The 14,097-nt window shown below is 34.1% G+C and carries 10 protein-coding genes; 2 read left to right on the top strand and 8 right to left on the bottom strand.

Annotated features, from left to right (window positions below; genetic code table 11):
* The first annotated feature begins 16 nt into the window (after positions 1-16).
* On the top strand, positions 17-1,618 hold the full coding sequence (locus NHF47_RS03895; protein WP_252763706.1) for a fumarate hydratase: 1,602 nt from the start codon (positions 17-19) through the stop codon (positions 1,616-1,618).
* 94 nt (positions 1,619-1,712) lie between these two features.
* Here NHF47_RS03895 and NHF47_RS03890 read toward each other — a convergent pair whose 3' ends face one another.
* From NHF47_RS03890 to NHF47_RS03855, 8 genes are all read right to left on the bottom strand, one after another.
* A complete protein-coding gene (locus tag NHF47_RS03890) occupies positions 1,713-4,622 on the bottom strand; it encodes a M4 family metallopeptidase (protein ID WP_252763705.1) in 2,910 nt (969 codons plus the stop codon).
* Between the two features lie 139 nt (positions 4,623-4,761).
* Positions 4,762-5,928, bottom strand: a complete 1,167-nt coding sequence (locus NHF47_RS03885; protein WP_252763704.1) for a class I SAM-dependent rRNA methyltransferase — start codon at positions 5,926-5,928, stop codon at positions 4,762-4,764.
* A 72-nt stretch (positions 5,929-6,000) separates the two neighbouring features.
* Entirely contained in the window at positions 6,001-6,660 is a 660-nt protein-coding gene (locus tag NHF47_RS03880) for a CoA transferase subunit B (protein ID WP_252763703.1), read from the bottom strand.
* 2 nt (positions 6,661-6,662) lie between these two features.
* Positions 6,663-7,364 carry a CoA transferase subunit A gene (locus tag NHF47_RS03875; protein ID WP_252763702.1) on the bottom strand — a complete coding sequence of 234 codons (702 nt, stop codon included), beginning with the start codon at positions 7,362-7,364 and terminating at the stop codon, positions 6,663-6,665.
* Between the two features lie 17 nt (positions 7,365-7,381).
* Positions 7,382-9,667: a penicillin-binding protein 1A gene (locus NHF47_RS03870; protein ID WP_252763701.1), complete on the bottom strand. Its 2,286-nt coding sequence runs from the start codon at positions 9,665-9,667 to the stop codon at positions 7,382-7,384.
* Positions 9,668-9,669: 2 nt separating this feature from the next.
* Positions 9,670-10,161: a gliding motility lipoprotein GldH gene (locus NHF47_RS03865; RefSeq protein WP_252763700.1), complete on the bottom strand. Its 492-nt coding sequence runs from the start codon at positions 10,159-10,161 to the stop codon at positions 9,670-9,672.
* Positions 10,142-11,311 (bottom strand): regulatory iron-sulfur-containing complex subunit RicT, encoded by a 1,170-nt coding sequence (locus tag NHF47_RS03860; protein ID WP_252763699.1) that lies wholly within the window; start codon positions 11,309-11,311, stop codon positions 10,142-10,144. The genes NHF47_RS03865 and NHF47_RS03860 overlap by 20 nt, the downstream gene beginning before the upstream one ends.
* Before the next feature lie 193 nt (positions 11,312-11,504).
* Positions 11,505-12,860: a rhodanese-related sulfurtransferase gene (locus NHF47_RS03855; RefSeq protein WP_252763698.1), complete on the bottom strand. Its 1,356-nt coding sequence runs from the start codon at positions 12,858-12,860 to the stop codon at positions 11,505-11,507.
* 276 nt (positions 12,861-13,136) lie between these two features.
* On the opposite strand from NHF47_RS03855, the gene recA reads away from it, so the two are divergent.
* On the top strand, positions 13,137-14,097 hold a 961-nt coding region (gene recA, locus NHF47_RS03850), incomplete at its 3' end, for a recombinase RecA (RefSeq protein WP_252763697.1).

The raw sequence follows: 14,097 nt of genomic DNA, 5'->3' as shown, positions 1-14,097 counted from the left end.
AAAAAAACACAAAAAAATGGATTTTATATACCAAGAACCTTTTCCAATTGAAAAGGATGACACCCAATACAAAAAAATAAGTTCCGATTATGTAAAAGTGGACAAAATAGGAGATAGAGAAATTCTAACTGTTGATCCAAAAGCTTTAGAATTGCTTTCTGAAGTAGCCATGAATGATGTTTCCTTTATGCTACGAACCAAGCATTTACAAAGTCTTCAGAATATTCTAAATGATCCCGAAGCGACCGATAACGATCGTTTTGTAGCTTATAATTTATTACAAAATGCTGTCGTTGCCGTTGAAGGAGAACTACCTTCTTGTCAAGACACAGGAACCGCTATTGTTATGGCAAAAAAAGGAGAAAATGTTTACACGGGAGCTGATGATGCCCAATGGCTATCAAAAGGTATTTTCAATACGTATGAGAAAAAGAACCTACGCTATTCTCAAATTGTACCTATCAGTATGTTTGAAGAAAAAAATTCAGGTTCCAATTTACCAGCTCAGATTGATATTTATGCTAAAAAAGGAAATTCGTATGAATTTTTGTTTTTAGCCAAAGGTGGAGGTTCCGCTAACAAGACGTTTTTGTATCAGCAAACCAAATCGCTTTTAAATGAAAAATCATTAGAAACATTTATTCGTACCAAAATAAAAGATTTAGGAACATCGGCCTGCCCTCCGTACCATTTAGCTTTAGTCATTGGTGGCACTTCTGCTGAAGCTAATTTAGCAACCGTAAAAAAAGCCTCTGCAGGTTATTTAGATCATTTACCAACCTCAGGAAATATGGGTGGTCAAGCTTTTCGAGATTTAGAATGGGAAAAACGAGTACAAGAAATTTGTCAAGAAAGTGCTATTGGAGCTCAATTTGGAGGTAAATATTTTACACATGATGTACGTGTGATTCGTTTACCAAGACATGCTGCTTCTTGTCCAGTTGGTTTGGGAGTTTCTTGTTCAGCTGACCGAAACATCAAAGGTAAGATTACTAAAGATGGTATTTTCGTGGAACAATTAGAAACCAATCCAAAACAATTTTTGCCAGATGTTGCCCCTCACTTACAACCTGCTGTTGAAATTGATTTAGACAGACCGATGCAGGAAGTATTAGCTGAATTAACCAAGTATCCTATTAAAACCCGTTTGAAATTGAATGGAACGGTTATCGTTGCACGTGATATTGCGCATGCAAAAATTAAAGAATTATTAGATGCTGGTAAACCAATGCCAGACTATTTCAAAAATCATCCAGTATATTATGCTGGTCCGGCAAAAACACCAGAAGGAATGCCATCGGGTAGTTTTGGGCCTACAACAGCAGGAAGAATGGATGTATATGTGGATGAATTTCAAGCTGCAGGAGGCAGCATGATTATGTTAGCCAAAGGAAATAGATCCAAACAAGTAACCGATGCTTGTGCTAAATATGGCGGTTTTTACTTAGGCTCTATTGGTGGTCCAGCCGCTATTTTAGCGCAAGAAAACATTTTGAAAGTAGAAGTGGTAGATTTTCCAGAATTAGGAATGGAAGCTGTTCGAAAAATTACAGTTAAGGATTTTCCAGCTTTTATTATCACTGATGATAAAGGAAATGATTTCTTTGCTAATTTATAATTGTTTATAATTAAGTAATAATATAGAAAAAAAGAAAGAGGCTACAAATTGTAGCCTCTCCTTTTGAATATAACTAACTTAACTTAATTAATTCTTATTCTTTAATAAACTTCTTAGTGATTTTTTCCTTATAAGTATTCAATTCAACTACAAAAATTCCTGTATTTAACGAACTGATGTTAATTTGGTCATTCTTAATTTGTCCTTGTAATACTAATTGTCCCATAACATTATATATCTTATAATCTTTCATACCCTCATTAGAAATTACATGTAAAATATTTCCTTTAACTGGATTTGGATACATTACAAAATCTACACCTTTACTCGTTTCTGTAATGGTAGAAACTTCTGTTACTAAACCAGTTGTGCCTACACAGAAGTTTGTTGACTCGCTTGAACCGAATGAACCACCACTAGCTAAAGTTGTTCCATTAGAAGTGACAGAATAACTTCCGTTTCCATACGCACAGCAAATTCCATCACCATAGCTGTCGTTAATTTTAAAAGTATAACATCCAGCAGCTAAACATTTTGTAATTGTTAATGAAGAGCCATCAGCTTGACTACCGTACGTTCCACCAGATTCAACCACTTGTCCACTAGAATTTAAAATCTGCCAGCTTGTTTCTTCTGGATAATTATCAAATACAAAATTGATATTCACATTGGTACATGTTGGTGGATTTACGGTTCCTGTTGATAAAGCCACATCATCTACAGCAATATCTCCTTGCCAAGTACTTCCAGTTGTTCCAACAAATCGCAATTGAACTGTTGAACCTGTGTAAGTAGCCAAGTTAACAGAAGCCGATAACCAAGAATTACCTTGGTTTCCAGATTTTGTCCAAAGATCCGTCCAAGAAGTTCCATTTGTACTTGCTTGTAATGTTAATCCTCCCATACCTGCTGCTCCATACATATGATATTTAAAGGTAAAAGTTGCTGCTGAAGCGCTACTTAAATTATAACATGGTGAATTCAATATTGTCTTTTTATTAGAATAATTAGGACTAGAAGCTTCTACGTATACATAATAAGAGCCTTGAGCAGCACTAGAAGGTCCTGTACCACTAGAAGGAGTTCCATTAGCGTCTACAATCCAATCGAAATCATCTCCAGAACCTTGTGTCCAAGCTCCCAAAGTATTTTCAAACCCTTCAGCATAAGGGAATGAAGTAATAGTAGTGGAACAAGTGGTTCCTCCACCACCTCCGCCACCAGAGTATGCAGCACCAACACCTACTGCATAGAATGCATTAGTTGTTGCTATTACTTCAGCAGAACCAGCTCCATATAAATCGGTAGCCGCTTGTATCCCATAAGTTCTTGCATTTGCAAATGTAGAATTAGCAGAAAGATAAACGCTTTCTAAACGATACGCAATTTTTGCAGCTTTATCAATACCTATTCCTGTTACATTATACGTATTTCCAATATCATTTGTGCCTGACTTACCAACCGTTAGAATATAAAACCAGTGATTTAAAACACCACTATTTCTATGCACACCACAATAGTCATTAGACTGTGTAGGTGTTCCACAATTAGGATTGGTCCAATAGGTTCCGCCATAAGTATCAGGTTGCCCTTCACTATTTGGATCACTCATAGAACGAAGCGCTAAATGCCCAGAACGTCTTTCAATATCTTCACCAATTAACCACGTACTTTTATTTGGAGCCGCATAATACTCTACAGCTGCTCCCCAAATATCTGAAAAAGCTTCATTTAAAGCTCCAGATTCTCTTTGGTAAGCCAAATTAGCAGTATAGGTACAAACTGCATGACCTATCTCATGAGCAGCTACATCTAATGCCGTTAAAATGTCGAAATACGTACCACTTCCGTCTCCGTATGTCATTCTAGATCCATCCCAAAAAGCATTGTCATAATTAGAACTGTAATGTACATAACTATTAATAGCTGCTCCCGAATTGTTAAAACTATTTCTATTGTGTACTGCACTCCAATAATCATATGTTTTTTCAGCGCCCCAATGCGCATCTAAAGCTCCATTATCTTTATTGGTCGAATGCTCAGCAGTTGTCCAGTTATTATCATTGTCTGTAAAATTTACAGCTGAATTATAATTGGTACTTTTATTTAAATCGTAGGTATTCACTCCATTTCCTCTAGTATTATCCTTTAAGATATAACTTCCTCCACTTAGGGTAGTTTCAATACTTTGAGAGCCACTATATCTTGTTGCCGCTGTTCCAGAAACTAATGCCTCAAAGGCTTTAGCAATTTTCTCAGGATTTTTAAGATCTGAACAAGCATGATTTGATTCAAAAAGGTGTGCGGAACCATGTCCAAAATTAGTTGCATGCTTTATAGTTGCATTATAAAACAATACTTTACCAGTTTTAGCGTCTACATAAACATCGGCTCTACTTATAGGGTTTGTAGCATAAATGTCAAATTTATAAGCCAACTGTAATTGCGGCTCAACTCCTTCGACACCTATACTTTCTAATTCTGGTAATAAAACCAATTCTCCTTGAGGTTTTGAATAACCAATAAGAGCGGCTTCTTTTGTGTTTTCCCATAAAAAAGAAGCACTATGGGTTGCTTTTTTAGCAGCTTCAAGAGCTACGTTTGGGCTAATAGTTGGGTTAATGTTAATTTTAGTTGGATTGTAAATTTCACCGTTCATAGAAACAACTCTACCGCCTTTAGAATTGATTGTATAAGTGGCAAACTCTATTTTGACATTATTATAAAAAAGTTGATACTTCTCATGAGAAAACCCAAGGTTATCGTTTTCTTCTTTGATTTTTTGAAAAGTAAATCCACTTTTAAGATTCAAATTTTCTTTTAAAATACTTTGAAAATTTGACGGAGAAACGTTAGCACCTTCTTTGAATACAATTAGACTAGGTTTCCCATTTTCATCTAAAATTTTCTCTTTGATTTTTTTATCCCCTTCTTGCCCATAGGATAAAAATGAAAAAGAAGCAAGCAAAGACAATGCTACTGCTTTTTGTAGTTTGTTTTTCATAATTGTTTGATTGTTAAAGATTAGTTAAAAACAAAGGTAATAATTTTTTAACACAAACAATTACAGTAAAAATATATTTTTTGTTAAAATGAAATAAATAATGTTTTTTTTATATTAAAATTTATTAAAAAAATAAAAACTATTCAACAAAAAGCACTAATCCTTTAAGATAATGTCCTTCTGGATGATAAATGTTTGTAGGGTGATCGGGTCCTTGGTTTAATTTATGTAAAACCCTAATATCTCTCCCTGTTTCTATAGCAGCAGCAGCAACAGTATTATAAAATAGTATATCATCAATAACCTGAGAACAAGAGAATGTAAACAATACCCCATTTGGAGCCAATGCTTTTATTCCCGCTATATTTAATCTTTTATAGGCCTGCGTGGCAGTATGCTTACTTTTTATATTTTTAGCGAATGCAGGAGGATCTAAAACAATGACATCATATTGCTTGGAATGTTCTTTCATAAATTCAAAAACATCAGAAGCAACGGCTGTATGATTGGCATCTGGAAAATTTAATTGCATATTCTTTTCTGCTAAATCCACCGCTTTTTGTGAAATATCTACAGAAGTAACTAAGTTAGCACCAGCACTCATTGCATAAATCGAAAAACCTCCTGTATAACAAAAAGTATTTAACACTTTTTTATCTTTTGAAAATGTCCCTAGTAACTTCCTATTATCTCTTTGATCCAAGAAAAAACCCGTTTTTTGTCCTTCTACCCAATTGACATGAAATTGAATTCCATTTTCTTTAGCAATACATTCGGATTGATTCCCAAATAAGAAAAAATCTTTCCCAGTATTCGGAAGTGTTCCACTACTTTTACAATAAATCGTTTCACAAAAATTTGGTAAACTTGTTTTAATCGCTTCAGTTAGTGCTTCCATTTGCAAGTAAATTCCGTAAGAATGTGCTTGAATTACCCAATTTTTATTATAGTAATCTATAATTAACCCTGGTGTTCCATCTCCTTCACCATGTATCACTCGAAAAGCATTTGTTTGGTCTAAATTCAATAATTTCAATCGTAATTCCCAAGCAGAGGTAATCCTTTTTTTCCAAAAACTGGAATCAAAAGTTTCGTCATTAAAAGTTAAGATACGAACCACAATACTTCCTCTATCACTAAAAAACCCCGTTCCCAAATGTGCATTGTTATGATCAATTACATCTACCATTTCTCCATCTTCGATTTCCCTACTAACTCCATATATCGCTCCACTAAAAACCCATGGATGTCTTCTTAAAATCGACTTTTCTTTTCCTTTCTTTAAAATTATTTTTGGATAACTCATATTGTAAAAATTAGCCACAACACACTACTATAAACAGTGGATTGTGGCTCTATTATATTTGTATTATATTATTTAGTCAAGAATCATTTCTGGAATATTTCCTTCGATAATCAAAGTGCCTTCTGTAGCATTTTTTACATCTTCCACTGTAACACCAGGAGCCGTTTCTAACAATTTAAAACCTTCTGAAGTAACCTCAAGAACAGCTAATTCAGTCACAATTTTTTTTACACAACCCACTCCAGTTAAGGGCAAAGAACATCGCTTTAACAATTTTGACTCACCAGCCTTGTTAACATGCATCATGGCCACAATAATGTTTTCAGCTGAAGCTACTAAATCCATAGCGCCTCCCATACCTTTTACCATTTTTCCTGGTATTTTCCAATTCGCAATATCACCATTTTCTGCTACTTCCATAGCACCTAAAATAGTTAAATCAACTTTCTGGCTTCGGATCATACCAAAACTAAAAGCCGAATCAAAAAAACTTGCTCCAGGCAAAGTAGTTATCGTCTGTTTTCCAGCATTGATAATATCTGCATCCTCTTCGCCTTCAAAAGGGAAAGGTCCCATACCTAAAACGCCGTTTTCACTTTGGAATTCAACTGATATATCTTCTCTTACAAAATTAGCAACCAAAGTAGGTATTCCTATTCCAAGATTCACATAGTAACCGTCTTTTACTTCTTTTGCTATTCTTTTTGCTATTTGATTTTTATCTAATGCCATGATTACGCTCTTTTTCTAGTTGTACGTTGCTCGATTCTTTTTTCAAATGTAGCCCCTTGAAAAATACGATTTACCATAATACCAGGAATGTGTATTTCATTTGGATCTAAAGTTCCAGCTGGCACTAACTCTTCTACTTCAGCAATCGTAATTTTAGCTGCGCCTGCCATAACTGCGTTAAAATTTCTAGCCGTTCCTTTAAAAATAAGATTCCCTGCTTCGTCACCCTTCCATGCTTTAACAATAGAAAAATCTGCTTTAAATGCTAACTCCATAACATGCATTTTACCATTAAATTCTCTTGTCTCTTTCCCTTCGGCAACTTCAGTACCATAACCCGCAGGTGTAAAAAAGGCAGGTATTCCTGCTTGGGCAGCTCTACATTTTTCCGCTAAAGTACCTTGTGGTGTTAATTCAACTTCCAGTTCACCTGAAAGCATTTGTCTTTCAAATTCAGCATTTTCCCCAACATAAGATGAGATCATTTTTTTTATTTGACGGTTTTGTAACAACAGTCCTAATCCGAAATCATCCACTCCTGCATTGTTAGAAATACAGGTTAAGTTGGTTACTTTTTTATTTACTAATTCAGCTATACTATTTTCTGGAATACCACAAAGGCCAAAGCCTCCTAACATAATTGTCATTCCGCTTTCAATTCCTTGTAGTGCTTCGCTAACGTTTTTTACGGTTCGCTTAATCATATTTTATTTGCTTTTTTTCAAAAATCGAATTCAGACATATTCGGCTTGTCCACATCAGTTGAATCAACAATTGGAGCGGCTGTTGTACAATCAACACGAATACTTATTTTTTCAGGTCTTTCAAAACTTTCTTGAGACACGTTTAATTCTTTATCCTTGTAACATTTATCCATAAATAATCCCCAAATTGGTAAAGCCATACAAGCTCCCTGTCCATATAAAGTTCTTCTAAAATGTGCCGCTCTGTCTTCGTTTCCAACCCAAATTCCAGCTGATAAGTTTGGTACCATTCCAATAAACCATCCATCAGAGTTGTTTTGTGTTGTTCCTGTTTTACCAGCAATAGGATTCGTAAATTTATACTTGTAATTGGTTAAACCATTAACAGAACCCCATCTTAAACGAGCCCCAGTTCCTGATTCTGTTACCCCTTCCATTAATTTAATAATAGCATATGCCACATCTCTGTTCATTACATCTTTGGATTGTGGAATTACTTGATCTAAAACTACTCCATTTTTATCTTCTATTCTAGTAATGAATGTTGGTGCAATATAAACTCCTTGATTCGCAAATGTACTAAAAGCACCTACCATTTCTTTAACTGTAATATCAACAGCACCTAAGGCAATCGCAGGAGTAACTGGTATTTCTGTTGTTACACCTAAATCTCTTGCCATATCAACTACTGATTGTGGCCCTACACGATCCATTAATTTAGCTGACACAGGGTTTAATGAATTAGCTAACGCTTTTTTAAGTGTAACCATGCCTTTAAAAGCACCTCCATCATTTGTTGGCGACCATGTTTTTGAAATTCCCCATTTCCCTTTTGGCATCGTAAATGGGCCGTCAATAATAGAGTCACATGGCGACATTCCTAACTGCTCTATAGCCGTTGAATACACAAAAGGCTTGAAAGTAGAACCCACTTGTCTTGCACCTTGGCCTACGTGATCGTATTGGAAATATTTATGATTAATACCACCAACCCATGCTTTAATATGACCCGTTTGTGGTTCCATGGCCATCATACCTGTTTGAAGGAAATGTTTGTAGTAACGAATAGAATCTCTTGGAGTCATTACCGTATCTTTTTCACCCTTCCAAGTAAAAATTTTCATTTTCGTTTTAATCTCAAATGATTTTAAGATTTCTTCTTCGGACTTTCCATCGTCTTTCATGATTCTCCAGCGTTCCGAATTTTTCATGGCGCTTTTTATAATCTTCTCCGTTTCTTCATCTGTGATTTTTATAAAAGGAGCATTTTTTTCCGTTTTTGCCAATTCGAAAAATTTAGCTTGTAGAATGGTTAAATGTTCTTGCACGGCTTCTTCTGCATATTTTTGCATACGAGAATCGATAGTGGTATAAATTTTTAAACCATCTCTATAAATATCATATTCCGTACCATCTTCTTTTTTATGATTTTTCACCCAATCTTTCATGTAAACTTTCAAATATTCTCTGAAATAAGTTGCAATCCCTTGATTGTGATCTTCAGGTCGGAAATCTAAAACGATAGGTTTTTGTTGTAATTCTATTTTTTTACTTTCTTTAAGATAGCCACTACGAACCATTTGCCCAAGTACGATATTTCTTCTATTTCTTGATCTTTCTTCGAAACGTTTTGGATTGAATCTAGAGGGATTGGTTAACATTCCAATAATAACAGCTCCTTCTTCTGTACTTAAATCTTTTGGTTCTTTGTTAAAATAAATTTTAGAAGCCGAACGAATACCGATGGCACCATTTACAAAATCAACTTGATTTAAATACATCGCAATAATTTCATTTTTGGTGTATTGACGTTCCAATCTAGTAGCAATAATCCATTCCTTTATTTTTTGAACAATTCTCAAAATTATATTTCTAGAACCGTCACTACCGTGAAATAAATTTTTTGCCAACTGTTGGCTAATCGTACTCGCGCCACCATCTCTTCCTAAGCTTAGAACTGCACGTAAAGTACCTCTTGCATCAATACCTGAATGTTCATAAAAACGTTCATCTTCTGTAGCAACAAGCGCATGGACTAAATCTTTTGGCAATTCTTCATACGTAACAGGCACTCTATTTTGGGCATAAAATTTTCCCAAAACGACTCCGTCAGAAGACATAATTTCAGTAGCAATATTCGAATCTGGATTTTCTAGAGTTTCGAAAGTAGGCATTGCTCCAAAAAAGCCCCAAGAAGCAAATAGAAATAATAAAATAATAAATCCTAACCCAAATAAAAAGGTCTTCCAAAATATTTTTATATACTTAGAAAATTCACTGCTTTCTTTTTTCTTTGTTGCCATATTTATTTTGTTTTTTCTATTCTGAAACCCACATCTGTTACACCATTCAATTCTTCTACACCTGAAACACTTCCTGTTTCCCTTAGTGCTTGTTGTATTTCTATGGTATATGTTCCTTTTTGTTTAAACACAAAATTCTCTTGATACCATAATTTACTTTCTTTTACGTCTGAAAAACCCTCTCCCATTAATGAGCCATCTGGATTTGCCATTGCATATTCTAAAGTATCGATTTTAACTAAACTATCAGGTTGTTTTAACGAAACTGTAACAAATAAGTTGCTAAAAGGATAATCATTATTATTTCTGATATTCAAAAATAAATTATAAGGATTAATAGTGTCATTCTGTTCAAAAGTAAACCGAACAACATCTTCTTGTTTCCATTTGCCATTTAAAGCTTGATATTCATCAAAAACTCTCTTTTCGTCGCAAGAAAAACAGAGTATACATAGAAAAATCAGTATAAAAAAATTATTCCTTTTTAGGTCCATTTTTAAAATTTGTTGGTTTACGACGCTTTTTATTTTTATTATTTTTCTTTTTAGGCTTTTGATCAAATCTGGTTAAACTATCTTGTCCAACCACATTTTGGAAGTTTTTCTCAATTTCTTTCGTTGCTTCTACGACAAAATCTTCAATGGCAGAAATTCTAATTTTTTGCTTGTTTTTAACCAAAATTTCTTTAACATCCGCAACGGATAAAACATGCCAATGCGCTGGTTGATTTTCATAAGAAAACCACATTAATTCTTTGAAAATATCTACTTTTTGGCAGTGTGCATTACCTTTTTCGGTATATAACTTTGTATCCAAATCAGGAAAATCTTTAAGCGCATCAAGATAGGTGTCTAATTCGTAGTTTAAACAACATTTTAATTTCCCACATTGTCCTGCTAATTTTTGAGGGTTTAAGGAAAGTTGTTGGTAACGTGCTGCTGAAGTATTCACACTTCTAAAATCGGTTAACCAAGTAGAACAACACAATTCTCTTCCACAAGAACCAATTCCTCCTAAACGAGAAGCTTCCTGACGAAAACCAACTTGTTTCATTTCAATACGAATACTAAATTCTCTTGCAAAATCTTTAATCAATTGACGAAAATCAACGCGATCACTAGCGGTGTAATAAAATGTCGCTTTGGAACCGTCGCCTTGGAATTCTACATCAGAAATCTTCATCTCTAAATTAAGAGAAATGGCAATTTCGCGAGCACGCATACGTACTTTCTCTTCTTTATTTCTGGCCTCACTCCAAATATCAATATCTTTTTGAGAAGCCTTTCTGTATATTTTAGCAAGCTCACTATCGATACTTACATTTTTCTTTTTCATTTGGATTTTAACCAATTCTCCTGCTAAAGAAACGATACCTACATCATGTCCAGGCGAAGCTTCAGTGGCTACTATATCTCCAATGGATAAGGCTAATTTTTCAGGGTTTCTGAAAAACTCTTTTCTTCCATTTTTAAAACGAACTTCCACACAACCAAAAGGTTCTTGCCCTTGTGGTAATGTCATATTGGATAACCAATCAAAAACTGTTAATTTATTGCAGCTTCCTGTGCCACATGATCCTTTATTGCCACATCCTTTAGGAACTCCATCTGTAGTAGTTCCTGTCGAACAGTTATTACATGCCATAATTTGAATATATATTGATTGCGCTTAAACAGCACTACTTGTCTAAAACGTATTTTGAGTGTAAAGATAATATAAATTTACTTATAGATAGAAACTGAAAATTAGCTTTAAAACAAAAAACCTATTTACATTTTAACGCAAATAGGTTTTTTAAAGTATATTTTTAAAACTGTTTTTTACTCTTGAAAACTAGTTACTTCATTTTAAACAGTTTATCTGATAATCGAACTCGAAATGGCACTTGAAAAGTTACCTTGTCTCCAGACTTAGCATGAGCCACTTCTTTTCCATTAACTAACATTTTTTCTAGTATCAATTCTTGATTCCCAGTTGTAGGCCCAGAGATTAAAATTTTATCTCCACTATTTAATTCTTGATTTTCAATTAAAAATTGAGCTACTTGTGCTTTTACAAAAAAGTGTTCGGCTTTACCTAATAGCACTTTTTTAACTTTAATCTTTTCACGAATGGTTTTTGTCTTTGAGACAACATCTAAAGGTTCATCTGACAACACACCAGAATGTTTGAATTTTAACTTCTCCGATTTTCCTTTTCTAAAGACTTTATTTCCTACTTGCTTCCCTTTTCTTAATTTTACTTGTTCCGCTAATGGCAGATGAATCACTTCTTGACATTCCATTGAGCAACAATTCTCCATAACAGCCTTACATTCATCACATTGAATAAACAATAAATGACAACCATCATTCACACAATTTGTATGATTATCACAAGGTTTTCCACATTGATGACATTGTGAAATAATATCTTCTGTTATACGTTCGCCTAAACGATTATCAAAAACAAAGTTTTTACCAATAAATTTGCTTTCCAAACCTTCTTCTTTTATTTGCTTCGCATAATTAATGATGCCACCTTCTAATTGATAGACATTTTTAAATCCTTGATGTTTGTAATAGGCCGAAGCTTTTTCACAACGAATCCCTCCAGTACAATACATTACCAAGTTTTTCGTTTCTTTGAAATCTTTCAATTGTTCGTTGATAATAGGTAAACTTTCTCTAAAAGTTTCTACATCTGGAGTAATAGCTCCTTTAAAATGACCAACTTCACTTTCGTAATGGTTTCTAAAATCCACTACTATTGTATTTGGATCTTCTAGTATTTCATTAAACTCTTTGGCTTTTAAATGAATTCCTTTTTTAGTTACATCAAAAGTAGCATCATTTAATCCATCAGCAACAATTTTATGTCGCACTTTAATAGTTAATTTTAAAAAAGAATGATCATCTTGTTCTACAGCTACATTCAGACGAATGCCTTTCATAAAATCATAGCTTTCTAAGGTATCTCTAAAAGCTTCAAAATTATCGGCTGGAACACTCATCTGGGCATTTATCCCTTCATGAGCCACATAGATTCTCCCAAGAGCATCTAAAGGATTCCAGGCTAGAAATAAATCGTTACGAAATTGTTGAGGATCTTGAATTTTAGCATACGCATAAAAAGACAACGTTAAACGTTGTTTGCCCGCTTGATCAATAAGCTCGGCTCTTTCTTCTGCGCTTAAGGTGTTATACAGTTGCATGCTATAAACGTTTAAGTGAGAAATTATTTTATAAACCCTAAATGGAAGGATTTCTGGTTGCAAAGATAAAATTTTATTTTAAAGTTTGAAATACACAAAAGCAAATTAAAAATCAAAGTTAACTATAGATTCACATCAAAATAATTATAAAATTTCACCTGAAAACCAACTTTTTAACACCTCAAAAAGCATCCTAAAGCAAAATTTCAACTTGTTAATAAAATTTCATTGCAAAAAGATAAAATTTAGGTATTTTTACGCAAAATATACATAATTATGAGCACAGATAAAGACGCAAAATTAAAAGCCTTACAATTAACATTAGACAAATTAGATAAAACCTACGGAAAAGGAACTGTAATGAAGATGGGTGATGCTGCTGTAGAAGAAGTAGAAGTCATTTCATCTGGTTCATTAGGATTGGATTTAGCTCTTGGCGTAAATGGATATCCAAAAGGTAGAATTATTGAAATATATGGCCCTGAATCTTCTGGTAAAACAACTTTGACTTTACATGCTATTGCAGAAACACAAAAAGCGGGTGGAATAGCTGCATTTATTGATGCAGAACATGCTTTTGATCGTTTTTATGCCGAAAAATTAGGAATCGATATTGATAATTTAATCATTTCGCAACCAGACAATGGGGAACAGGCTCTTGAAATTGCAGAAAGCTTAATTCGTTCTGGAGCAGTTGACATAGTAGTGATTGACTCTGTTGCAGCTTTAACACCTAAAAGTGAAATTGAAGGCGACATGGGAGACTCAAAAATGGGATTACATGCTCGTTTAATGTCGCAAGCGTTACGAAAACTAACCGCAACAATTCATAAGACAAACTGTACCGTATTTTTTATCAATCAATTACGCGATAAAATTGGAGTAATGTTCGGAAGTCCTGAAACGACTACAGGTGGTAACGCATTAAAATTCTATGCTTCTGTAAGAGTGGATATTAGACGCTCTTCACAAATTAAAGATGGTGAAAATGTAATTGGTAACAGAACTAAAGTTAAAATAGTTAAAAACAAAGTGGCGCCTCCATTTAAAACTGCAGAATTTGATATTATGTATGGGGAAGGAGTTTCCAAAGTAGGTGAAGTACTCGATTTAGCAGTAGAATTTGAAATTGTTAAGAAAAGTGGTTCATGGTTTAGTTATGGAGAGACGAAATTAGGTCAAGGTCGAGATTCGGTGAAAGCTTTAATAAAAGACAATCCAGAACTAATGGATGAAT

Source organism: Flavobacterium sp. NRK F7 (assembly GCF_024054195.1).
In the GTDB taxonomy this organism is placed as follows: domain Bacteria; phylum Bacteroidota; class Bacteroidia; order Flavobacteriales; family Flavobacteriaceae; genus Flavobacterium.
The sequence above is the reverse complement of the archived record's forward strand: the minus strand, read 5'-3'. Positions and strand labels throughout refer to the sequence as shown.

What these genes read in the sequence shown, in the direction of transcription:
- NHF47_RS03895 (WP_252763706.1), top strand. Translation starts at nt 17, where the DNA reads ATGGATTTTATATACCAAGAACCTTTTCCAATTGAAAAGGATGACACC.
- NHF47_RS03890 (WP_252763705.1), bottom strand. Translation starts at nt 4,622, where the DNA reads ATGAAAAACAAACTACAAAAAGCAGTAGCATTGTCTTTGCTTGCTTCT.
- NHF47_RS03885 (WP_252763704.1), bottom strand. Translation starts at nt 5,928, where the DNA reads ATGAGTTATCCAAAAATAATTTTAAAGAAAGGAAAAGAAAAGTCGATT.
- NHF47_RS03880 (WP_252763703.1), bottom strand. Translation starts at nt 6,660, where the DNA reads ATGGCATTAGATAAAAATCAAATAGCAAAAAGAATAGCAAAAGAAGTA.
- NHF47_RS03875 (WP_252763702.1), bottom strand. Translation starts at nt 7,364, where the DNA reads ATGATTAAGCGAACCGTAAAAAACGTTAGCGAAGCACTACAAGGAATT.
- NHF47_RS03870 (WP_252763701.1), bottom strand. Translation starts at nt 9,667, where the DNA reads ATGGCAACAAAGAAAAAAGAAAGCAGTGAATTTTCTAAGTATATAAAA.
- NHF47_RS03865 (WP_252763700.1), bottom strand. Translation starts at nt 10,161, where the DNA reads ATGGACCTAAAAAGGAATAATTTTTTTATACTGATTTTTCTATGTATA.
- NHF47_RS03860 (WP_252763699.1), bottom strand. Translation starts at nt 11,311, where the DNA reads ATGGCATGTAATAACTGTTCGACAGGAACTACTACAGATGGAGTTCCT.
- NHF47_RS03855 (WP_252763698.1), bottom strand. Translation starts at nt 12,860, where the DNA reads ATGCAACTGTATAACACCTTAAGCGCAGAAGAAAGAGCCGAGCTTATT.